21 protein-coding genes are annotated in these 24088 nt (G+C 34.7%); 8 read left to right on the top strand and 13 right to left on the bottom strand.

Annotated elements, in window-relative coordinates:
* Window positions 1-176: 176 nt before the first annotated feature.
* The 7 genes from KMW28_RS21300 to KMW28_RS21330 form a co-directional block, all read right to left on the bottom strand.
* Window positions 177-890, bottom strand: a complete 714-nt coding sequence (locus KMW28_RS21300) for a LytR/AlgR family response regulator transcription factor (RefSeq protein WP_169662346.1) — start codon at window positions 888-890, stop codon at window positions 177-179.
* Window positions 883-1932 carry a sensor histidine kinase gene (locus KMW28_RS21305; protein ID WP_169662345.1) on the bottom strand — a complete coding sequence of 350 codons (1050 nt, stop codon included), beginning with the start codon at window positions 1930-1932 and terminating at the stop codon, window positions 883-885. Before KMW28_RS21305 ends, KMW28_RS21300 begins: the two co-directional genes overlap by 8 nt.
* The gene (locus KMW28_RS21310) at window positions 1932-4010 is read right to left on the bottom strand and encodes a TonB-dependent receptor (protein WP_169662344.1); all 2079 of its coding nucleotides are present in this window, start codon (window positions 4008-4010) and stop codon (window positions 1932-1934) included. The genes KMW28_RS21305 and KMW28_RS21310 overlap by 1 nt, the downstream gene beginning before the upstream one ends.
* 71 nt (window positions 4011-4081) lie before the next feature.
* Window positions 4082-4783, bottom strand: a complete 702-nt coding sequence (locus KMW28_RS21315) for a tetratricopeptide repeat protein (RefSeq protein WP_169662343.1) — start codon at window positions 4781-4783, stop codon at window positions 4082-4084.
* A gap of 301 nt (window positions 4784-5084) precedes the next feature.
* Window positions 5085-6482, bottom strand: a complete 1398-nt coding sequence (locus KMW28_RS21320) for a sulfatase (RefSeq protein WP_169662342.1) — start codon at window positions 6480-6482, stop codon at window positions 5085-5087.
* Window positions 6442-8256: an alpha-L-fucosidase gene (locus KMW28_RS21325; protein WP_169662341.1), complete on the bottom strand. Its 1815-nt coding sequence runs from the start codon at window positions 8254-8256 to the stop codon at window positions 6442-6444. The genes KMW28_RS21320 and KMW28_RS21325 overlap by 41 nt, the downstream gene beginning before the upstream one ends.
* A 1-nt stretch (window position 8257) precedes the next feature.
* On the bottom strand, window positions 8258-9871 hold the full coding sequence (locus KMW28_RS21330) for a sulfatase family protein (RefSeq protein ID WP_169662340.1): 1614 nt from the start codon (window positions 9869-9871) through the stop codon (window positions 8258-8260).
* A gap of 482 nt (window positions 9872-10353) precedes the next feature.
* Here KMW28_RS21330 and KMW28_RS21335 point away from each other — a divergent pair, with 482 nt between their 5' ends.
* The 3 genes from KMW28_RS21335 to KMW28_RS28720 all read left to right on the top strand — a co-directional run bounded on the left by KMW28_RS21335 (window position 10354) and on the right by KMW28_RS28720 (window position 13379).
* Window positions 10354-11988 carry a sulfatase family protein gene (locus tag KMW28_RS21335; protein WP_084006203.1) on the top strand — a complete coding sequence of 545 codons (1635 nt, stop codon included), beginning with the start codon at window positions 10354-10356 and terminating at the stop codon, window positions 11986-11988.
* A gap of 739 nt (window positions 11989-12727) precedes the next feature.
* Window positions 12728-12997 carry a CD225/dispanin family protein gene (locus KMW28_RS21340; protein WP_066216211.1) on the top strand — a complete coding sequence of 90 codons (270 nt, stop codon included), beginning with the start codon at window positions 12728-12730 and terminating at the stop codon, window positions 12995-12997.
* Window positions 12963-13379: a DUF2752 domain-containing protein gene (locus KMW28_RS28720; protein WP_369074733.1), complete on the top strand. Its 417-nt coding sequence runs from the start codon at window positions 12963-12965 to the stop codon at window positions 13377-13379. Before KMW28_RS21340 ends, KMW28_RS28720 begins: the two co-directional genes overlap by 35 nt.
* Here KMW28_RS28720 and KMW28_RS21350 read toward each other — a convergent pair.
* The 3 genes from KMW28_RS21350 to KMW28_RS21360 all read right to left on the bottom strand — a co-directional run bounded on the left by KMW28_RS21350 (window position 13374) and on the right by KMW28_RS21360 (window position 15455).
* Window positions 13374-13532 carry a hypothetical protein gene (locus KMW28_RS21350; protein ID WP_158297945.1) on the bottom strand — a complete coding sequence of 53 codons (159 nt, stop codon included), beginning with the start codon at window positions 13530-13532 and terminating at the stop codon, window positions 13374-13376. The two genes, KMW28_RS28720 and KMW28_RS21350, sit on opposite strands and share 6 nt — an antisense overlap.
* Before the next feature lie 193 nt (window positions 13533-13725).
* Window positions 13726-14802: a tetratricopeptide repeat protein gene (locus KMW28_RS21355; RefSeq protein ID WP_169662338.1), complete on the bottom strand. Its 1077-nt coding sequence runs from the start codon at window positions 14800-14802 to the stop codon at window positions 13726-13728.
* Window positions 14803-14813: 11 nt separating this feature from the next.
* The gene (locus KMW28_RS21360; RefSeq protein ID WP_169662337.1) at window positions 14814-15455 is read right to left on the bottom strand and encodes a bifunctional 4-hydroxy-2-oxoglutarate aldolase/2-dehydro-3-deoxy-phosphogluconate aldolase; all 642 of its coding nucleotides are present in this window, start codon (window positions 15453-15455) and stop codon (window positions 14814-14816) included.
* A 126-nt stretch (window positions 15456-15581) separates the two neighbouring features.
* Here KMW28_RS21360 and KMW28_RS21365 point away from each other — a divergent pair, with 126 nt between their 5' ends.
* The 3 genes from KMW28_RS21365 (at window position 15582) to KMW28_RS21375 (ending at window position 17835) form a co-directional block, all read left to right on the top strand.
* On the top strand, window positions 15582-16739 hold the full coding sequence (locus KMW28_RS21365) for an MliC family protein (RefSeq protein ID WP_169662336.1): 1158 nt from the start codon (window positions 15582-15584) through the stop codon (window positions 16737-16739).
* A gap of 1 nt (window position 16740) precedes the next feature.
* Window positions 16741-17373, top strand: a complete 633-nt coding sequence (locus KMW28_RS21370) for a DNA-3-methyladenine glycosylase family protein (protein WP_169662335.1) — start codon at window positions 16741-16743, stop codon at window positions 17371-17373.
* Window positions 17374-17655: 282 nt separating this feature from the next.
* The gene (locus tag KMW28_RS21375) at window positions 17656-17835 is read left to right on the top strand and encodes a hypothetical protein (protein ID WP_066216221.1); all 180 of its coding nucleotides are present in this window, start codon (window positions 17656-17658) and stop codon (window positions 17833-17835) included.
* 91 nt (window positions 17836-17926) lie between these two features.
* Here the strand turns inward: KMW28_RS21375 and KMW28_RS21380 are convergent, their stop codons facing one another.
* Entirely contained in the window at window positions 17927-18649 is a 723-nt protein-coding gene (locus KMW28_RS21380) for a T9SS type A sorting domain-containing protein (protein ID WP_169662334.1), read from the bottom strand.
* A gap of 13 nt (window positions 18650-18662) precedes the next feature.
* Window positions 18663-20150, bottom strand: coding sequence for a hypothetical protein (locus KMW28_RS21385; RefSeq protein ID WP_169662333.1), 1488 nt, complete (start codon window positions 20148-20150; stop codon window positions 18663-18665).
* 395 nt (window positions 20151-20545) lie between these two features.
* Between KMW28_RS21385 and KMW28_RS21390 the strand changes: the two genes are divergently transcribed.
* Entirely contained in the window at window positions 20546-21604 is a 1059-nt protein-coding gene (locus KMW28_RS21390; RefSeq protein WP_169662332.1) for an NAD-dependent epimerase/dehydratase family protein, read from the top strand.
* A 237-nt stretch (window positions 21605-21841) separates the two neighbouring features.
* Entirely contained in the window at window positions 21842-22384 is a 543-nt protein-coding gene (locus tag KMW28_RS21395) for a DUF1353 domain-containing protein (protein WP_169662331.1), read from the top strand.
* 138 nt (window positions 22385-22522) lie between these two features.
* On the opposite strand, the gene KMW28_RS21400 is transcribed toward KMW28_RS21395, so the two are convergent.
* The gene (locus tag KMW28_RS21400) at window positions 22523-24085 is read right to left on the bottom strand and encodes a sulfatase family protein (RefSeq protein WP_169662330.1); all 1563 of its coding nucleotides are present in this window, start codon (window positions 24083-24085) and stop codon (window positions 22523-22525) included.
* Between the last annotated feature and the right edge of the window lie 3 nt (window positions 24086-24088).

Below are 24088 nucleotides of genomic sequence, written 5' to 3' on the forward strand. Positions count from 1 at the left end.
CTTCTTTCGGGAAGGCTATTTTTTTTTGATTTCCATTAGGGGTTTTCTAATCGATTTACACTATTGTAAGTGAAAGCAGATTATAAAAGAAGTTTTTCTTTACCCACAAGATTTAGATTTGATGAAGTTTTAGATATTAAGTGGTAAAAAAAGGAGCCTGATAGGTTCCTTTTTTATTATGTCTTCCACACCTTCCCTTTCGTAATCTTATCATATACTTCCTGATATAAACCACGACTAATTCCCAACTGCTTCCCATTCACCTGCAGCATCTTCCCTTCTATTGCTTCTACATAATCGATATTGACAATAAATGATCGATGAATTCGTAAGAATTGCTCTTTAGGAAGCTGTTCTTCTACCTGTTTCATTGAAAACAATGTCATATGTCTTTTATGGATGGTGTGGATATAAATATAATCGACCGCCGCTTCTACATGAGTAATATCGGCTACTTGTATTTTAACTGTTTGATTATCTTCCTTGATAAAAAATGAAGTAAGATTTTCTTCTTCAATTGCATGCGATTGCCCCCATGTTTTATACGCTTTTGCAACCGCTTTAGAAAAACGAGGTAAAGTGATAGGTTTTAAAAGATAATCTGTCGCATTGAGTTCAAAACCATCCAAGGCAAATTCTCTATGTGCTGTTGTGAATATCACTATCGGTGGGTGGTCGGCATGTTTTAACCAATCAATTCCTGTTAAGCCAGGCATTTCTATATCCAAAAATATTAGATCGACTTTCTGCTGCATAAGCACCTCATCTAACTCAAATGTACTTTTACATTTCCCGACCAAATTTAAATAGGGAATCTCCTTTACATATCCGGCAATGCCTTCTCTTGCAATCATCTCGTCGTCGATCACGACACAGTTCATTTTACTCATTTAGTTCTAGGGTTAAATTGACTTCAAACTCACTTTCATGTTCGGTTATCTCCAATTGATGCATCTGAGGATACAAGAGTTGCAATCGTTTTCTCACATTGGTCAACCCCAATCCTCCTACTTTTTTATTCGACTTTGTTTCACCTTTGGTGTTGATCACATGCAACTTCAATTCGTTACCATTCAAACTGATATCGATATTGATTTTATATCCCTTCGAATGTGTACTGTGTTTGAATGCATTCTCAATAAAGGTCATCAACAACATTGGGGCGATACTCAGTTTTGAGGTTTCTTCCGGAAAGTTATAATTCAGTTCTAAGAAATCTTGATGTCGTATTTGCTCTATTTTGATATAACTTTCCAAATACTCCAATTCCTCCTCCAACATCACTTTATCTTGGTTGGCTTTATACAGCTGATGACTTAAAGCATCAGATAATTGAACGACCAACTCCTTCGCTTTTTCCGGCTGAGAATCCATCAAAAAATAAATGGTATTCAGATTATTAAATAGAAAATGAGGTTGTAATTGAGATTTTAAAAGGTTCAATTCCGCAGCCATATTCTTGTTTTCCAACTCCTTCACATACCTTTCTTTTGCATACCAATTATGAAGTAGAAAAAGAGAAATTGATATAAAAAACAGACCAAATGTTTCGCTACTAGCCGTCCACCAACCGACTCTTCCAGAGAAAAATGGCTCGATCGAGTTAATACATAATACCTTTGCATAAAAATAAAAAGCCGTTGAATATCGTATATTAATACACACTGTAAATAGGATACTCAATGCTAAAGTGTACATCAAAGGCTTTTTCTTAAATAGTAATCGAGGAATTAGTACATATAAATTGAAATAAATAAATGGTACTAATGGTGAGGTGATGACAGAAAAGGTCCAAAAATTATTGATCAGTGCATCATTAAAAAGTAAATCACGATAACTTAAAAGAAAGATATAAATCGCCCAACATATTAAATGTATGGTGATATGAAGTAACTTACTTCGAACAGAAGGTCTGAATAGATTTAGTTTCATTATTCAATAGTGACAAAGAGTCCTAAAAACACAGATTGTTTACTCGATGGCAATCTTTCTGCTCTCACAGATCCGTCCACAGAGTAATCGTATCCATATACTTGATCAAAACCGAGTACATTAGAAAACGAAGCAAATACTACAGCAAAGTTCCCTAAAATAGTCGTATTATAATTTACCGCTACATCCAAATTGTGATAGTCTTTCGTTCTATCTGCAAGAAATATTTCACTATTTGGATTTTCAAAAGTTCGTCCTGAAGCGTAAGAATAAGTTAGTCCAGGTTGAAGTCGTAATGATGGTATTTTAAAGTTAGCAATAATATTCACATTATGTTTGGAAACAAATGTTGGTGTAGATAATTCAGGAAAATGCAGATAGTCTCTTTTGGAATCGACAAAAGAATAAGTCACCCAATAATCTAAAAAACCAATGCTGGTTTCATCCCTCCAGAATAGATCGATCCCTCTCGCAAACCCATGTCCATTGTTGGTGATTTTTTCGTTATCGAATTTTAGTAATTGATCATAGGTTTTATAATACACTTCTGCTCTAAAAGTTCTACCGAAGATTTCTCTCTTAAAGTTCATCAAATAGTGGTTGGATTTCTGAAAGTCTACATTGTTATTTCGAGCCAATAATTCAGGTTTTCCTTTCTGATAGAAAGATCCATAGCCTAATGTCAACTGATTAAATTCTCCCAACTCAAACAATAAAGATGATCGAGGTGCAAGATTGGTTTTCTTCAATAAAGAGGAATATTCTCCTCTAGCCCCTACTCTTAAAGTCACCTTTGGAAGAATCGAGTAGGTAAACTCAGAATAAACAGATGTGAGGTGATCTTCCAACCAATTGTTTTGAATGTAATCTCTATCGTTTCTGTATTCAGTACCAATTATAAAATCAATCTTCTTCCCCAAAGAATTAGAAAAAGTAGTTTTACCAATCACCGAGGAGGTGTTTTCGACATACTGAAAAGGTCCTACCTCTACATCGGCTTGTCGACTATTAATGGATAAACCGGCATGAATCCCCCAATTTCCTATCAAACTCCCTTTGTAGGAATTATTGATGTACAAATCATTACCCGTTCTATAAAAGGGAAGTGGCGACTTTGGATCTTCTGCATTAAACACATTTAACCCTACCTTACCATGACCAAATTGAGAATACATCTTATACATTCCTCCCTTTGTTTTATGACGAAAAGCGGCATTGGCATTTAGTGCTTCAGGCATTTTTAACCAATCTGTATTTTGAGGGGTAACCGAAAAATAGGGTACTAAATTGTTATAGGTTAGACCACCCATCAATGCTGTTTTTTCGTCCCAAACTTGGGTATGTGTGGCACCAACACCCGCAAAATGTAAATTCGCCGATGAGCTTGTTTTCTCAGGAATCCCTTCTGTTTCTAACAATAAAATAGAGGAAAGTGACTGACCATACTCTGCAGAATATCCGCCAGTAGAAAATGAGGTTCCTTTAAACATAAACGGATCAAATTTACCTCTCGAAGGCATGTTTGGTGTATCACCTAAAAAGGGATGTGTGGCCACTGTACCATCAATAATCGTTTGTGTTTCCGAGGCATCTCCACCCCTTACGAATAGCCCCGTTTGATCGCCTACTTTTGATGTCCCTGGCATGGTTTGCAATGCTTGATATAAATCGCCATTGGCACTTGCATTCAAGACTACATCCATTCCAGTCATTTTTAATGCTGCCACCTCTTCCAACGATTTCTGTTTCTGAGCCACAATTTGTACCTCATCTAGTTCCGTACTTTTTGCTATCAAAGTGATGATAAATTGATATTTCCCCTCTACCAAAAGAATTTCCTTTTCTTTAAATCCCAACGCAGATATCATTAGAGCAGTAGAATTTACTTTATCCACAGAGAATCGGAATTTCCCTTCTAAATCTGTCGATCCTCCCTCTAATTGTTCTTTTAAATAAACATTCGCAAAGGGAATCGGCGTCCCACTTTCGTCTTTTACTTCTCCAAAAAATAACGACTGAGCAATACTTGGTACGATAAGAAATAGTTGGATAGCTAAAAAGAGAACTAATTTTTTCATGGTAATAGATAGTTAGAAAAGGGCCAACTTTTTTGACACTAGTTTTAAGTTGACCCTACTGATGATAATGGTTATAATACTTTGTCGGCTAATTGTTTTAGCTCATAATCGTTTGGAAAAGCGGCAATACCTTCTTTACAATACTTCACTGCTTTTTCGCTTTTTCCTTGTCGCTCGTATAACTTCACAAGCAACATATACACTCTTTCCCTGCCCCAATTGGGTGCGTTTACATCTTCTGAAGTGGTTATTGGCGCTTCCAATGCTTTTAGTAAATACTTCTCTGCCACTTTTCCCCCTCCATATTTTTCTGGTGTGTGAAAATCGTTTTCTCCCAACCCTAAATAAGCCCTCATGTTTTGCTTATTGAGTTTCAAAGATTTCTTGTATTTTCCAGTAGATTTTGATGCCAACGATTGCGTCTTTGCAGGATTCAGACTTATACTATATCCTAAAATATTTCCTTCCAAAGCCAGCAATTCTGAATCCTGATTTTCTGCTTCTTTGATGATACTTAAAGCTTGTTCAACTTCCTTTCTTGCTTTGTCTTCATCACCCAATTTTACCGAATAAATAGACGATTTAAAGTAAGCATACGCCTTCCAATAATCGTTGGGTTGTTCTTTAATGATCCCTTCCACCTGATTGCTTTGCTTATAAAAAGAAGTCATTAAGGCCTTGTCGATCGTCTCTTGAGGAGTTTGCGCTTGTGCTGAAAAGATGACAGCAAAAAGAGACAGCATTAGAGTAATAGATTTGATAGATTTTTTCATTGTGATCAGTTTTAACTTTGTGATGATACAATGATCTATCTTTTTTCATGAAGCAGAAAAGTTCTTCTGTGAATGGTAAAAATTCCTCTGTGAGTGGTCAATGAAAATCTAAATTCCATTTTATTTCAAATTATTTGATGTAGCCTTAGGGTTTTCCATCGGGTTTGCCCTTCTAACAATGAAAGAGCAAACATTACCTTATCTACCACACATTTTGATGTATTTTAGTTTAAAGAATTAGATGATTTGATGAAGTCAATAAAAGACAAAAAAAAAGGGGATTAATGATCCCCTTCTTTATTTATTGATTTATAAATTTTGAATTTTCTTTTGGCTGCTCTGATGAGGTTTCTTTTTTCCAATTCTCTAATAATACCGTCAACTCATTTATAATTTCAGCTGATGTGTGTGAAATCTCTTTTTCCTCAAAAGGATCCTCGTTCAAATTGAATAGAATTTTCTTCCCAGATTCAACGTATTCTGTCATTTTATAACCTTTGTATTGAATGACATTGACCCACTCCGAATTAAACGTCTTTGTTTTCGGTTTATATCTTGAATAATTGGTGTATTGCCACACTAATATTCTATCTTTTAATACCTCTTTCTCTCCCTTTAATTCCGTTGAAATATCCACCCCGTCAATCACTTGCTCTTTGGGTAAATTATGACCACTAAGACCAATTAATGTCGGGTAAATATCAACATGTATAATGGGTAACTCACTTACCGTAGAAGGTGATATCACTTTAGGGTATTTAAATATATAAGGAACTCGAATTCCTCCTTCCAAAGTATTGCCTTTGTATCCTCTATACGGTTTATTGAACATACCATTGTCGGTTTTATAATGTCCATTATCAGAGGTAAACACCACAATTGTTTCCTCTTCTATCCCCAATTCCTTGATCGCATTTAACAAATCACCAACGCTCTCGTCAAGGTTTTTGATCATGGCAAACACATTGGTCACCTCATCCTCCATTTGGTACTTCTCTTTAAAATAAGCAAAGGTTTCTGGTTTTGGTTCCAGAGGTTTATGTACCAAATAATAAGGCATATATAAAAAGAAAGGTTGATGGTTAGCTACCTGTCTTTTCATAAAATCTATCCCTTTTTGAGTCGTATAATCAGCATTATATTCATTCTCTAAAATATCATCTTGCTGTGGGAAAGACTTAAACTGATAATGACCTTTGGTTTCTATGGCTTCTGAAAAACCTTGCTGATCCATTCCCAATTTTTTACTTCCCAAATGCCATTTACCAAACCCTGCAGAAGTATAACTGTTCTGATTAAAGGCCTCAGGTAAAATGGTTTGCTCCAATGACAATCCTACTGTTTTTCCATACGGTCGATTATTTTCTGGAGGAAGAAAACGCATATGTTTCAACGTTTTCTCGTCTGATTTAAATCGATCAGACACCCTATAAATTTTATGTCTAGGAACGTATTGTCCCGTCATAATTGATGCCCTAGAGGGAGCACAAGTAGGGTCGTTAGAATAACCATTGGTAAAACGCATTCCTTCTTCCGCCAACTTATCGATATTGGGGGTTTCCACATATTCATTTCCGTAGCAGCCTAAAGCATTAATCCCCAAATCGTCTGCCAAAATGAAGACCACATTAGGTTGCTTTGTTTGTGCTAATAACTGACTACTCCACAGAAGTAGTAGTACTATCTTCAAGGTCTTCATAAACATTAAATGCAGTTATTTGTGGTGTTTGTTGATAAGTATTGATAAGCAAACGGATCCCATCGATTTCTTCCGGTTGAATTCCGATTCGGTATCCCTCTCCAATATAACTTCCTCGATGAACAGTTTTCCATTTCCCGTTCTGAGAGACTTCAATAACAAAATCCTTAACATTGTGGGCTCTCATATTTTCTGACAATAAAACAGTATTCACCTTCTTAGGTGATTTAAATTTAAGCGTTAATGAAGGTGTTTTATCTTTTTTAGTAGGTTCCCACCACGACTTCAATCGAATCCCCTCACTGAAAGTATTTTCCTTTGAAGAGTAGATCACTTTTCCAGCATTCTTTTCGTTTCTTTCTGATGATGCATGAATCACAAAATCTTTCTTTGCAATAGGCATTTGATTCCAAGTTGCTATTCTTTTAGTCCCTTCTAAAGAGTGTTTAAAAGTGATTTTTACGATATGGTCAATTTCGTCCTGTATCAAATCTTTATCAAAAGAGATCACATATTTCCCTTCCTTTTCTTTTAAACTTTTAAAAGCTTTAGTTAATCCTTCGACCTTCACTATTTGATTTTGTAATACAGGTAATTCAAATTGAGTAGTTGCTTTTTTCATGAAGTGTAAATAAAGTACGTTGTCTTTTTGAGTAGAACCACCCCAATCAGCACCAATATATACACCTCTGCGAGTTCCGTAAATTGATTCTCCATATTTATCTAACCACTCTCCGATACCTTTCGCCTCTTCAACATCTTTTTGAACAAACTCGCCTTTTCCATCAGGACCAAAGTTTAATAATAAATTACCACCATTGCAGACTACCTGAATCAACATAGAAGTAACTGTTTCTGTCGATTTAATCGGACCTTCAGGACTGTACAGCCATTTATCTGTCATCGTCAAACAAGCCTCCCAATAACGATGGTGATCCACTGGTCCAAGTGATTGTTCTGGAGTATCAAAATCTCCTCTAATTTTAGGGTTCGGCCAGCTAAAACCACTTCTTGGGTTATTAATCAAACCAGGCTGCCACTCCTTCATTTTCTTTATCAAATGATAAGAATCCCATTGCCAATATTTCGAAGCCAATCCATCCCAAAATACCCCATCAATTCTTCCATACTTAGAAAACAATTGCTCAATATGCTCATTCATATAAGGTAAGTAGTTTTCGTAATGCTTTTCTCTTAAACAATCTGGGTGATGCCAATCGGGTTGAGAATAATACCAGAATAATTTTACTCCATGTTTATGCGCCGCATCTGCCAATTGTTTACATATGTCTTTCCCATAAGGAGTGTTCATGATATTGTACTCTGTATTTTTAGCATCAAAAAAACAGAAACCATCGTGGTGTTTTGCCGTAAAAACCAGATACTCTGCACCAAAATCTTTCACATGTTTCATCCATTCATCGGCATCGAAATTCACTGGATTAAAGTGCTTATACAGCTCATCATATTCCTCCGCAGGAACTCCTTTATTGGCTGCTTTATTGGCTGCAGGTCGGTTGCCGTGCCTTCCCCAACTTAATACATTGGTGGCCAAAAGTGCTGGTCCCCAATGGACAAAAACACCAAATTTAGCATCCTTATACCATTGCATGTCCTCTTCTGAAGTCAATAATTCTGCTTGTTGATCTTCCGAAATGAGCATACTCGAATCTTTAGGCGGAAAAAGCCATTGATCCTTGTACTTTGGTTTTGATTTCTGTGCAAAACTGTTGATGCAGCTAAGTAGTAAAATGAATAATAATTTCCTTTTCATATTATTTGTTGAAGATAGTAATTTCCGATTCTTTATAACCGATACGAATGGCTTTAGTAGATACTTTGTCACCCTCCTTAAGTACAATAGGTTGATGGTAAACCTTCCATTTCCCCTCATTTATTTGATAACCAATCGAGGCACCTTTTGTAGTACAACTTAATTTCAATTCCCCTTTATGAACAGCTCCTAATACTTTAGAAGTTGTTGGTTGTTGATTATTCGGCCACATTTTCTCAATCATTTTTGCCTCCGGTTCAATACAAATATCTGAAGTTGATTTCAGCCATTTGTCCATTACACCTCTAAATCGCTTGACTACTTTAGCATGTTCTTTAGAGGTCATCAAGTTGTTTGTTTCTTCCGGATCCTTTGATAAATCGAAGAGTATTTCGTTTGTTTTTAAAGGATTGAACCAAGCCGATTGTACATCATTTAATTCCCCAGTTTCATACATTTCCTTCATCACTCTCATGGTTGGAATTTGAAGTCTGTAATTGATATCCTGATAACTAGTAGCATCCTCTTCTAAATATCTCACATATAAATAGCGACCATCAGTCACGCTTCTCCTTGCTGAAGTAAACTCGTCCATTCTATCACGAGCAGCAAAAGAGTATTTTCTATTTTCTGAGAAAAAGCTCTTCCCTTGTAAATGATGTGGAATTTTCCCTCCCGCCAATTCAATCATCGAAGGAGCTAAATCAATAAAATTAATGAGTTGATCTGTATAACCTACTTTTTCAGCATTCGGATATTTGATCATAAAAGGGACATGCAAACCAGAAGCAATGACCTCTCTTTTTTGTCTTGGTAGTGGACCTCCATGATCTGAGAAAAAGAAGATGTAAGTGTTTTCATAAAGTCCATCCTTTTTTAACTGATTAATGATGTACCCTACCCTTTTATCAAGTAGTTCTAAGTTAGCATACATACGTGCCACATCCTCTCTCACTTCTGGTGTATCAGGATAATATGTTGGAAGACTAACTTTATTTTTATCCACCGTTAACGGAAGATCCTTATTTTTCCAGATCTTCGATTCATGCGTTTCATTGAAATTAAATACCGCAAAAAACGGTTGATCCTCTCCTCTATTTCTCCAATGTGCTTTCGTATCATTTTCGTCCCAAGCTGTAAAAGGAGCAGCAAACTGATAATCCGTTTTCGCATTGTTCGTACAATAATATCCCTCTTTTCTTAAATACTCTGTAAAACATTTCACCTCCTCAGGAAGTACTGCACTATATTCTCTAACATTGTTCCCTTCTTTATCGAGTACCCCTTTTTCTTCTCTGTAAGTATCATTTCCCCAACCCATAATATCACGACCTGTACGCATATGATTGGTCCCTATACTAATAGGATACATACCTGTTATTATCGCACTTCTACTTGGCGCACAAACACCTGCTGTAGAGAAGGCATTATTAAATACCTGACTCTCTTTTGAGAGTGCATCTATATTAGGAGTGTTGGCTGTAGAGTCGCCATAACACGATAAAACAGGGCTCATGTCTTCAAATGAAATCCAAACAATATTAGGTTGTTTAGATTGTGCTTTTCCGATAATTGATATCGAAGTAATTAGGAGGATTAGTTTTAATAATTTCATTTTATTTCTAAAAAAAAGATGATAACATGTCAACTAAAAAAGAAAGTGCGGTATTGAATTAATTCTATTTAATACAATACGCGCACTCACCAATAGTCACACAACATATAATAGTTTTTAGCTAAGTCTTCTATTACTCTTTTTAATCTTGATGTTACAAATATATAGGTTATAATAAAGAATACACTCCAATAAATGTTCGTTGTACACCAACTTTGATTCTTAAACATCATTAAAACTATAAATCTCTTAATTTCAACCATTTATAAAAAATCATCTAAAAATAGCAGAACAATAAATCGACCTTTGAGAACGATAATTAGACTCGATTTTTTATTCCAATCTCTAATATTGCAGTATAGAAATTATCAATAGATATTTTTTAAATCGCATTCACATCATCTTCAGAATTTAAATAAAATAAAGAAGGTGTAGAAAACTAAATTCGACATTCATCAGTTAGTGATCTTTATATTATGCAAATGAAAAGAATCGTTATTAACGTTTTAGCCCTTATCGGTTTATTCTCTTTAATAGGGTGTGCTCAAAAGAAAGAGCAGAAACAACCGAACATTATTTTTATTATGAGTGATGACCACTCTACGGAAGCAATCTCTGCTTACGGTGGCCGACTTGCTCAACAATTCCCAGATTTAACTCCCAACATCGACCGCCTTGCAAAAGAAGGTACGGTCATGCAAAATACATTTTGTACTAACGCAATTTGTGGTCCTTCTAGAGCAGCTATTTTAACTGGTAAATTCTCTCACCAAAACGGTTTCTTTAAGAACGAATCGGGTGGTGACTTCGATGGATCGCAACAAACTTTCCCTAAATTACTTCAAAAAGCAGGTTATGAAACTGCAGTGATAGGTAAATGGCACCTTGGTACTGCCCCAACAGGTTTCGATTACTCTAAAGTGATGATCAACCACGGTGGTCAAGGAACGTATTTCAATACTATTTTCTTGGAAAATGGTCAAGATACTGTTAAAGAAACTCGCTTCCACTCCACTCGTCAAGTATGGGAGGATGCTAAGAAATGGTTAACAAAAGGTCGTGATCAAGAAAAACCTTTTATGTTGATGTACCAATTTAAAGCACCTCACAGACCTTGGGAGCCTGACCCACAATTCCAACATGTATTTGATGATGTTGAAATTGTTGAACCTGAAACATTCAACGACACTTACGAAGGTAAAGTGGCAGCAGGTGACACGTGGATGACTATCGAAAGAAACTTAAACCGAAAAGATTTAAAAGTGCATCCTGAGAACATCGAGGACATGACTAAAAAGGAAATCGCTGCTTGGTACAAATACGGTAACAACAACGAAGAACCTTGGTCGCCAAACGATGAATTAAAAGGACAAGCATTAAAGAAATGGAAATATCAGAAGTACATGAAAGAGTACTTAGGATGTGTAAAAGGTGTAGACCACTATATCGGTGAAATGTTAAACTATTTAGACGAAAATGGTTTAGCAGAGAACACCATCGTTATCTATACATCTGACCAAGGTTTCTACTTAGGTGAACATGGTTGGTTCGATAAGCGAATGATGTATGAAGAGGCCTACAGAATGCCATTTTTGATTCGTTACCCTGGTCATATTTCATCAAATACTGTTTCTAAGAAACTGACGATGAACGTTGACTTTGCACCTACACTTTTAGACTATGCAGGTGTAACTGTACCTTCAGACATTCAAGGTAAATCTTTTAGAACTGTTTTAGAAGATGACAATGCTGAATGGAGAGATGCAGTCTACTATCACTATTATGAATTCCCATGGTGGCACCATGTGCGCCCTCACTATGGCTTAAGAACTGATAGATATAAATTAATTCATTTCTACTACAATCCAGAAGCTGCGAAAAATACTTGGATTGATGAGGACTACGAATTATTCGATTTAGAAAATGATCCTAACGAGCTGAACAACCTTTATGGAAAACCTGGCTACGAAGAAATTACAGCCAAGTTAAAAGCAAAAATGGATGAGCTTCAAAAAGAATACAAAGAAGATTCTCGTGAAGAAATGATGAAAAAGACTGATGTGAAGATTGGTAGAGTTTACGAACATGCGAATTACTCTAACGTCAAGAAAAAATAATTTTGACTAAGACTATACTACCTTATCTATCTGTAGGTTACCCATCTTGTGTGGTAACCTTTTTCATGTATTATTTTATCAAAAGAATTAGGACATTCTATCTATCAGATCAGAAAGAATTTTGCTTGACATAAAAAAAGACACTCCCGAAAGGGGTGTCTTTTTTAGATAATGGGTCTATAAAAAAATAGGGAAAAATAAAATAGATAGTAATGTATTCGCTTTAGGTAATAGGTTCCGGTTACATGATGATAATCTAATTTAATACATTGATTTTGAATTTTATAATCTCTTCAGTTCGCAAGAAGTAAGAAATAAACAACATGAAAAAAAAGTTCTAGTTTTCTACTTAAATACACTTTTTATTGACATCCATGAATTATAAATCAATTGAATTATTCTAAGATGACAATATTATTCTAATTAGTAGTATTTCATTATTTCAAGTAAAAGATGGTATAATTAAGACTTTTCTCTGAGGTACCCCCCTTTAAATAAAAAATAAATTACATGATGGAGTTATTCGTGAATTCTACATATCATAAAGACGTAACCAAGTTAAAATTCTCAGTTATGGATCAAGTACTTTATTAATTATGGATATCTTGATAATAAATCTAGAATAATTGATTCAAATATATTGGGTAAATAATTTTCATCAACTGAACATATTACTTCATTTAAAAATGAATTTATTTTATATTTAAATAATTTTTTAAAACTAAATTTTTTAAACAAAATGAACGGACAACCTCCTAAAAGTTATCTGGTTGAATCAATCTTAGTGACTCTATTTTGCTGTTTACCATTTGGTATCGCAGGTATCGTAAACGCATCAAAGGTAGAATCAAGATTCTATGCGGGCGATGTTGAGGGTGCAGAAAAAGCATCTCAAGAAGCTAAAAAATGGATGAAATGGGGACTTATCTCATCAATCATCGGTGGTGTATTATATGGAATTTTAATGTTAGTTGGTGTTGCAGCAGGATTATCACAAGGTCAGTTTTAAGCAAATCCTATTAAAATTATTTATAATTTCTACAGGGTTAATTCTTTTTGTATACATCTACAGAAGTTTTAACCCTTTAGCATATGATTTCTTTCCGAAATGTCCATTAAAGTATACTACTGGATTAGAATGTCCGGGATGTGGATCTCAAAGGGCGATCCATCAATTATTAAATTTCAATTTAATAGCCGCTTTTAAGTATAATCCCTTATTAGTATTATCTATACCATATATTATAGTAGAAATTATTTTTAGGTTTGTCGATAAACAACTTATCTATAAACAAAGAAAGGTCCTTTACGGACCTCTTGCGATTAAAATAATCTTATGTATTGTCATTGCCTACTGGATAGGCAGAAATATTATTTTACATCTACTATAGTTGTACTGCAATCTTCGCTAAAACAAAAGAAACGAATACAATTGCGGAAACTACACCCAATGCATTTAAATTATGTTTTGATTGAGTAGCTACAGAAAATAAGCCTACTAACATAACAAACATAAAAAGAACAATAACTAATATAGTACTCATGATAATGTGGGTTGTGAATTAAAACATTTGACTTTACTTACATAACGCTTTACCCTACTATAATTCTGTTAATGATTTCACAACTTCTCCTAACAAATGTGATTGTACATTTTAAACCCAGCTGTTATATTGGTTATGCCACTCTACAATTTTTAAAAATAATATAACAGCTGAGATCCTAATTGTTATCAGTTTATTCTCCTATGAAAACAGATTCTTTATCCACCTGAAGGACGTTTTCTCCTTTAGTATACCATTCTAAAAATGATTCGAAAGCTTCTTCATTTTGGGTGACCCAAGCATCAATTTCCTTTTCATTACCCATCTGTAGAATATAATGGTTATAAGCCTCTAAATGTCCAGCATCATCAACTACCTTTTGATATTTAAACAATACATTTGGGTAGTCGTGAATGTCTTTTTGAGCATAATTTTTTAGAAATACTTTTCGGATCGCACACATATACTCCAAATCGATGTTCTTTTCGTTCGCTTGAGTAGCTGTAGCTATCGCCATATTTTTAAAAAAGATCATAGAGAAAGGCATTTTGATTTCTCCATCAGAACCTTGATTGATATTAATATTTAAGGTTTTATTAAATGAATACACCACAGAATCACCTTTTACCGTAATTGAGTTTTTGTAAGTATCATACAACATCTTTGACATCTGTGTTGTTCGATCAGATCCTCTTTCGATATTCATAAACAACTCACCATAGATTAACCCATCAATCTTATAATCGGAATTCAGATATAAATCTGCAAGACGAAAATAGTTTGAAGGGTACATTGGATCCTTGCGAATACCTTCTTTATAATAATCAATTGCATAATCATAAAGCTGTTGATGTAAATAGATGTTGCCTGTTTCCAAATATAAATTACCTGCATTAGGGAAAACCTTTAAACCTTCTTCATATTTCTTCAACGCCTTTTTCGGTTTACCCATCCAACTATCACAATTCCCTAATAATTGATATACCTGACTATTGGCATCATTATGTTTTTTTGATTTATTCAAATACTTAATAGCCGTTTTATAATCCTTTTTTAGAATATAAGCATAAGCAATTTCATAGGTATAAATGAAAGTCGTTGGATCTAACTTTTCGCATTCCAATAACATTTTGATGCTACTCTCAATAGCTCCATTATCCATTAGCTCAATAGCTTCCTCTGCTTTTTTCTGTGCTTTTTCTTTGTTCGTTTGCCCTAAAGTAAAAATGGACGATAAAAGTAATAGTCCAGTTATTAGTAAGTTTTTCATAAAAGATAGTTTTATATTGATACGTTTGAAATTTGCTTTTTTAGATCTAATAAATGATGATAAAGTGCTTCTTCCTGACCCTCTACTCTCAATTCTTTAGGGAATAATGCACTTCCCATTCCAACCCCATATACCCCCAAATCAAAATACTCTTTGATATTTCCCTGATGAACTCCCCCAGTAGGTACTAATTTTATAGTATCTAGAGGTGCCATAATTTCTTTTATGTATTGTAATCCCAACATATTTGGAAACAGCTTAACAGCATCCACTCCCAACTCCCAAGCAGCATATATTTCGGATGGTGTAAACGCTCCTGCAAAAATGGGCAAGTTTAGTTCTTTACACTTTACTATCACTTCTTTATTGATAATTGGTGTAACGATAAATTGAGCCCCCGCATCGACTGCTTTTGATACATCTTGAAGCGAACAAACTGTTCCTGCTCCTACATTTAGCTTTGGAAATTTTTCTGATAAAAATCGAATTTGCTCTTCTACCCCATCAGTATTCATAGTAATCTCTATGGACGAAAAACCAGCTTTTTCGTAGGCTTGCATCATGCGCTCTAAATTGTTGATACTTTCACCTCTTAATATGCCGATGATAGGTGTTTGCTTATATTTTTCCCAAGAAAAAGTTTGATGGTTCATAGAGTAATATTGTTGGTCTTTCTTTCTTGATTTAATATGAAAAAAAGATTTATTAATTCTTAATTAGAACATACATTTTAAGATATTTTATAACTTGTGAAACACTTTTCAAATTCACATCTTATCATGGTAAAATATTTTTGCATTACAATTTGTTTTCTTTTGGGTTTCTTATTCTATTCTTGCAATACATCATCAGGAAATGTAGCCCAAGAAACTATTGAGTTTTCTGCGAATCATCAAGATCTAAAATTCTTAGTTTCTTTTGAAGACGATGCCATTAATGTAAAAGACAAAAACAATATCAATTATCATTTAGAACATGTACAGTCTGGGTCTGGAGCCAAATACTCCGATGGTACGCATGAGTTTTGGATAAAAGGAGATGATTTTATTTGGTCTGTGAATGGCAAAAAAATCTGCAATGGATCTATAAGCATTTCTGAAGATCAATTAATAGGTGATTATGCAAGTGTTAAATATAAAAATAGAAAGGAAGGGTACGATTGGACTGGCGTAAGAGTCAGTAAATTTGATGATGAAAAGTTAAACATCAAAGTAAGATCAAGAAGTGATAAAAAGAAGCCAACTTGTACTTTAGATGTTTTGGCATATAAAACCAAAAATGGAGTGTATCATGCATTTGTCAATGGTGGAAAAGTATTATTTAAATTTCATGAAAATTCATTGGATATTACTTCTGAAAAACCTGATTTAATGCGTTTTTATTGTTCCGGTGGAGGCTCTTTCTTAAATACTTATCAAAAACAAAACAAACCACTTGATCCTAAACAGGTAGATCAAAGAACCTATGCACATTATGCTGAATACATGAACATTGGATTTGATATTTCGGCTATCACTAAGAAAGGAAAACAAGAAGTGATCATACAAACATTGGGGTTAGCACACGATGACAAAATCACTATCCCGTTTGAAGGGACAATCGTACATACTTATGTAGAAGACCTTGATTTAGATATGTCGCCAGACGTGGTGATCGTTGGTAGAGATAAGAATAAAGAAGGTGTTTTGGTCGCCTTTTCAACAAATAATAAAAAGTCCATCAGTCAGGTGACCTTTAATAGTATAAAAGAAGATGCTGGACTCTCTGAAGGCTACCAAGGTAACGACGATTTTGCTATAGTAGAAACCACTTTAGTTCAACGTTTTCCTTTTTATGAAAACGGAAAAACGGCGGGTAAAATGAAACAAATTCAATATAAACTCAAGCATGGAGAAGCATCGAAGAAATTCGAAGTGGACCGTGTCATCGAATTCTAACATGAACAACACTCTTTATTTTCCTATACCGGAAGAAGCCATCTCCTATTTAAAGAAAAAAGATAAAAAGCTTTCTGTCGCAATAGATCGAATTGGGGAGATAAAACGTCCCATTAATCCCGATTTATTTTCAGCATTAGTCAATAGTATCGTGGGTCAACAAATTTCTACCAAAGCCCAAAAAACGGTATGGAATAGAATTAAAAATGGCGTGGGTGTAGTGACTCCCAAAAGTATCCATGAATTCGATAGAGAAGAACTAAAGTCGTTCGGTCTTTCTTATCGAAAAGTGGACTATATCAAGGATTTCTCTGCAAAGGTATATACTAATGAATTCGATATAGAATCGCTTACAGAAATGACAGACGACGAAGTATGTAAACAACTCTCCTCCTTAAAAGGAATTGGGAATTGGACTGCTGAAATGTTGATGTTATTCTCCATGCAAAGACAAAATATTCTATCCTTCGGTGATTTGGCCATCATCCGAGGTATATGCAAGTTGTATGGACACAAAGAAGTTGATAAAGTAAGGTTCGAAAAATACCGAAAACGATATAGCCCCTACGGATCTGTAGCTAGTTTGTACCTTTGGGCAATTAGTCATGAAGATTTTGTAGTCAGAAAATCTTAAAAAAATCAGTATTCTTCTAATAATATTTAAGAATGCTTAAAACCTCAACATTCTACTAATTAATTCGTTAATTGTATAAGAAAGTCAATAATATGAGGCTCAATGCTACAATAACCACTCAAATTTTTGGTTAAATCAAATATTTTAGCGTTATTGATAGGCTAACACCAAAATTATTTATCGACTTTTTATGGTGTTTTAATTAAAAATCAATTTATTAAAACAAATCGGTATCAATTATTGTAATACAATAACTTATACCTAATTAACAATTTTACGACTATGAAGAATGTTGGAAAAAACGCTGGAAGATTATCTTCCAGAGATCAGAAGAATAGAGACCTTAACGAGGTAATTAACAAAATGAATAACTTTTATGTACCAGCAACAACAACCGAAAAAGACTACGTACATTATAAGTATTTATTAGACCAAATCACTCAGAAAACAGAGAACCGTTAAGATATATTCTTCTTTAATTGAATTAATAATTCAATTTTTGGGAACAAGGCATAATCCTGATATTATATCAGATTATGCCTTTTTATTTTGCTTATTCTTTGATGATTCTATACGACTGTTTATGGTCGATTTTTATAAAATAAGTACCCTTTTGATATTGCCTAAATGCGATATCAAATTCTTTTTGTTCACTCCAATCTTCAATTAGTAGTCGACCTTGTTGATCAAAAACTTCAACAAAATATTTATCATTTGAAGAAATGATATGTACATTATCGATTGTTGGATTTGGAAATAACCTTATCTCGTCATGTAACTTCTGAGGTTTATATATCAAAGAAATAGGAAATTGATGTCCTGTATATTCCTCAAAATCGTAGGCAGTTTGCGGAGGAGTATCACCAAAAGCTAATCCTTTATAAAATACTTTGGATAAATTGTTCGAGACATTCGCTTTTAGAAACTTTCCATCCTTTTCGAATTGTGTAAATACCCAATAGGTTCCCTGCTCTAGAAAGGTATCTTCAAACGTTATGGATAACTGAGATAATGACATCTTTATCTCATTAGAGCTTACAATTAACTCTCCAGGAGCATTGTCTTCATCAGCATAGATATAGAATTTTACTTTATCACCTGTGGCATTACACTCCATCTGAATAGTATTGATAAATCCATCTCCTAACACTTTGTAAGGTATCCCAACCATATAGTTAGAAGAAGAATAAATTTCTGTATCAAAAGTCGACTTTGGGTTTTGAGCAATAGCTGAACTCAAACACAATAAAAGTGACCACATAAGTATATTTTTCATAATTTTTGATGTCTTATTCATAAATGTAATCGGTATCTGATGCACCTGTAGTAATAATTCTTGCCTCACTTCTGTAAACTACTTTGTCTCCAGAAAATACTCCTCCCTGCACCGTAATATTTGATGTTGATGGAATAGTTACACTATATCTACCCGGTATATTTCCGATTGTGCTCCCAGAGAATTTAGCCGTAAAAATGATTGGGGCAATTGGATGTGTTTTATAACGTTGTCCACCAGCATCTTTGATAATTAATGAATACACACCAGGTTTAGGAGATCGACTATTTCTAACATCCACTAATTTTTGTCGATGTAACTCTGACATAAATCGTAGACCTTCAACACCTGTATCGCTTGGATAATTTGAAGCAAGTAAGTCATTAGTTCCACTAGATACAGTGTTGACTATCGTTTGTTTAAAAGTGATATTTTCAAAAGTCGTATTGGTAAATTCACCTCTTCTCGTTTGAGGTAAAAGACTAGCTGAAGCGATATATAAAGTCGACAAACTGTTTTCTGCATACAGATCGGTAGCATAAATATTGTTACAGATCTTCGAATGAGGCTTTATAAAAAGTGCTGCAAAGCCCAAACTATTTGATACATCTTTGATATAAATATCATCGATGGCACCCATTTTCTGACTACCCGTTAGATTAAGGTCGTCGTTGTCCTTCCCACTACCAGGTTCTAATCGCACTGTAATTCCTTGTTCTCCCTCTAGGTTTTCCATGTAAATTCTTTTGCCACTAAAAGGTTGAACTAAAGCATAGCCGGTTCCAATTTTAGTCGCTATGGCATCTCTTACTACACCTTGAATCGGAATTCTATTAAAAGTGCTAAGATCATAATTTGCTCTACCTGTCTCGTCCCTACCAAGGAATTTACTATCCGCTACCAAAAAGACGGAGGGATTTAAGGTATAATTATCAGTGATGATGAATCTAGAAATAGCAAAATTCTTTACGAATCCTACCTTAAATGGAGTGGCTGTTTCTAAAGGAGCAAAATTACTCAAATCGATTTCAAACCAAGTAGCCGAATTATTTGATGCTCCAATAATTTCCACATTAGAAATCACTTCCTGAAGGGAATTCGCATCTCTACCAAGATTAAATAACGTATTGTTATTTCCACTTCTATCGATGGTAATTTTCACATTATTCCCTATTTCAATACGCACATTCGATTGAAGAAAGATTTGCCCAAGGGTATAATTTCCTTCCAGAATTTTCACGACACCACCACCAAGGTTAGAAACCGTTTCAATTGCTTCGTTAATCTGATTAGCTGTAGCATTGCCATCTCTAAATATGATGGTTTTATTGATATTCACTTTATCAACAAAGAAGGTGAGATTTTTACTTCCCACAGTCGCTCTTGTTGTTCCAATGGTTTTCTGTGCTCGTACAGAAAAAGTAGATAGAAGAAAAGCAGCACTTATTAGAAGTAAGGAGTTAAACCTACCTCTGAAAAAGTGGCAATAATTGTATTTCATAATTTAGTTCGTTTAATAGGGTGTTTTATATGTTGTTTACCCTAAATTCAAAATTCATCTCATACTATGAGTTTACTTTATAGTCAGCTAGCTTTAATTAATTTTTTAAACACTTTTTAGTGATCAAATAAGTAATTGTTCGAAAGGTATAATCCTTCTTCTATCCCACTGTTGTTCAGGATAAAAAGAATGTTTTTATGCGTTCTTCATTTTTATAAATGTTTCTTTTTGATTTTAAACCAAGAGAAACATTTACCATTTAAACCTGTTTTAAAGGGGATTTCATTCTACGATTAATGATTTGTGTTAGCCTAACAGTAATCTGTGCTTATTGGATAGCATAAGTTTTTAGAATTTTGAATAAATTATAATACGAAACATTAAACACTTTCAATATGACACAAATTGACTCTTCAAAACCCGTTTTAGTTACTGGAGCCAACGGATACGTTGCAAGCTGGCTAGTAGAAGAATTATTAAAAAATGGCATCACAGTTCACGCTGCTGTTAGAAATCCAGATAATAAAAAGAAAGTGGGACACCTTATTGACTTAGGTGATAAACACCCAGGAGAAATAAAGTTTTTCAAAACCGATTTACTAACAGAAAATTCTTACGCAGAGGCCATGCAAGGTTGTGAATTGGTTTATCATACTGCTTCTCCTTTTATTACAGACGTAAAAGATCCACAAAGAGACTTAGTAGACCCTGCCGTAAAAGGTACATCCAATGTGCTATTAACCGCTAATAATACTCCCTCTGTAAAAAGAGTGGTGGTAACCAGTAGTGTAGTGGCTACTTATACTGACGCATCAGATTTAGCCAATACACCAAAAGGAATGATCGATGAAGAGGTTTGGAACACCACTGCTTCTTTGGATTATCAACCTTACTCTTTATCAAAAACATTGGCAGAAAAAAAGGCGTGGGAAATTGCAGATGCTCAATCGCAATGGGATTTAGTGACTATCAACCCTGCATTTGTCATGGGCCCTGCTCAAAATGCGGTGGCTACTACATCAGAAAGTATGGCGGTACTAAAACAAATGGGTGACGGTACATTTAAAATGGGAGCTCCAAAAATGGGAGTTGGAGTGATTGATGTTCGTGACCTAGCTGTAGCTCATTATAAAGCCGGTTTTACTCCAGAAGCCAAAGGTCGATACATTACCTCAGCTCATAATACAAACTTCTTAGAAATGGGCTTAACCCTTCAAGATAAATTTGGAGCCAATTATCCTCTACCTAAGAAAGCATTACCAAAATGGTTGTTGATGATTGTTGGTCCTTTTACTAATAAATTATTAACTAGAAGGTTTATTAAAAACAATGTCAATATCGAATGGAAAGCAGACAATTCTAAAATAGTAAATGATTTAGGAATGACTTTCCGTCCTCTACAAGAAACTATGGAAGATTCTTTCCAGGTGTTGGTGGATAATAAGATAGTGTAAGAAATCAAATTTACATCACCGGTTTTATTGAAATCATAATATTAAATATCTAATATTTTTGTACGGACGTTGCACTGCAACGTTCCTACACCCCTCCCAATGAATCAGTTAATTCCTTTATTTTCCGCTCCAAATTTCGTATATTAAGCGTAACTGATATAGAATTATTACCATAGCACTAACAACTGTTTATAGTAATACAGCAACAATACTTAACCAATTTAAAACTAAAATAACATGGAGAAGTTTAGCGGATACCCAATTACTAAATGGAAGGACGACGATTGTCAGATGGTTTTATTAGATGATTTATCGTTTACCGATCACGACCAAAAAGTATGGAATGTTCCTTTGGGAGCAGAAATTAATGGAGCAAGCATCCCTTCATCTTTATGGAATATTGTAGGATCTCCTTTTGTAGGAAAGTATAGAAGAGCCTCTGTGGTGCACGATTACTTTGCTGGCGAAGGTCACAATCCTAACGTATCTTATCAAGAGAGAAGAGAAGCAGATAAAATGTTTTATGAGGCATGCAGAACAGATGGCTGTTCATGGAAGTGTGCAGCTTTGTTGTATCTAGGTGTTTCTATTGGATCTTGGTGGTCGAGGAAAGGAATTTCGACCACACATGAAACAGAATGTTTCTCCTCTTTTCAGACGGATCAAGATGCACTGATCAAAAATAAGTATGATGAATTACTTGAAAAGGTGAGTTACATTATTGAACACGAAGAAAATTTTGAGAAGCTAGTGAAGTTGGTGGATCAAGAAATTGATTAAAAAAAAGGCCTTGATGAAACACCAAGGACTTACTCCATTACTATTACTCTAATTATTTTTTTCTGAGTATGAAGTTGTCAAATACACTGATTGAACAACTTCATACTCTTAATATTGAGTCACAAATAATCCATATTATTAATGACTATTTCTATTCTTTTTATTTTTCTGATAATGCTTATTTGATTTTCCATTCGCCGCATTTTTTGCTTTTCTCTTTTCTGCTCTACGAATTCTGTTCGCATCATTAACCACTTCTTGATGCTTCTCAGTGGCTTTAATCAAATAATCTTCATCGTCTTTATGCTTGTACATGTCTAGCATTGGATCGTTCGTTTTTTCCATGTAGGCAAGCATATGTTTCTCAAACTCTGCAATTTTCTTTGTCGATTTTGGATCTTCCGCAAGGTTGTTCAAACCATTTGGATCATTTTTTAGATCATAAAATTCAGTCACAGTTCTGAACAAGCAGAAATCTACTCTTAATTTTAGGGCTTCGTCTTCTACTGCTTTTTCTTTCATAGCAGTAAACGATTTACCATTAATTGAAGATGTTTTGTACTGTCTTCCACCAACAGCCCATGGAGAGAAAATGTACAAATAATCTTGTGTCTGAACGGCACGCATTGGGAAGGCCTTACTACCTGATGTCTCGTTGTAATGCGTATAGATCATGTCTCTATCCTTTTGTTTTTTACCTTCTAGGATAGGCAAGAAACTTCTACCATCTAATGTCTTTGGAACATCTACACCACAAGCTTCCAATAAAGTCGGCATTAAATCGACCATAGAAACCATGTCTTTCTCGTTCACCTGACCCGCTTTAATATGCTTAGGCCATTTCACCATAAATGGAGTTCTCGTCGATTGTAAATACACGTTCGATTTGGCAAAAGGGAATGCCATACCATTATCCGAAAGGAAGATGACGATGGTATTATCAGATAATCCTTCTTCTTCTAAAGCATCTAACAATGCACCAATCGTATCATCACATCTTTTCACCGAAGAGAAATAATTGGCTAACTCTCTTCTCACTTCAGGAAGGTCTTCTAAGAAGCCTGGCACTTCGATTTCATCAGGTGTATAAATTCTAGATGGACGTTGCTTTCCTCCTTTTTCATAATTTGGATTGTCCACAAAAAATGGACGGTGAGGATCATGTGAGTTGGCCATCATGAAGAATGGTCTGTTCTCTTCTTTCGCTTGAGTAATAAATTTCTTGAAATGCTCTTTGTATAATTTAGGCGATCTACCCGACCCTAAATCTTTAGCATCCTGATTGTATTCCCAAACATAGTTTTCTACTTTTTTTGGTGTAGAGTGTTTTACTTTACCCAACACACCAGGTTTATAATTCTTGTGTAATTTTAATTCCTCAGCCAATGTAGGAACCGACGGTTTTGAAGGAAAAAAGCCAGTCATACCACTATTGTTCGGGTAACATCCAGTACCAATCACACCTCTCGATGGCATACAAACCGCCACAGTAACGTGAGCATTTGTAAAACGCATTCCTTCATTCGCCAAACGATCAATGTTCGGTGTGATATCTTCTACATTACTTCCATTCACTCCCACCGAATGATAGTCCATATCATCGGCTGTAATTAATAGAATATTTGGAGTTGTCGACTGTGCAAAAAGCATTGGGCTAAAAAGTAAGCACAGCGTAGTAAACAAATTGATTAATCTTTTCATACC

It is taken from the genome of Flammeovirga yaeyamensis, assembly GCF_018736045.1.
Classification (GTDB): Bacteria; Bacteroidota; Bacteroidia; order Cytophagales; family Flammeovirgaceae; genus Flammeovirga; species Flammeovirga yaeyamensis.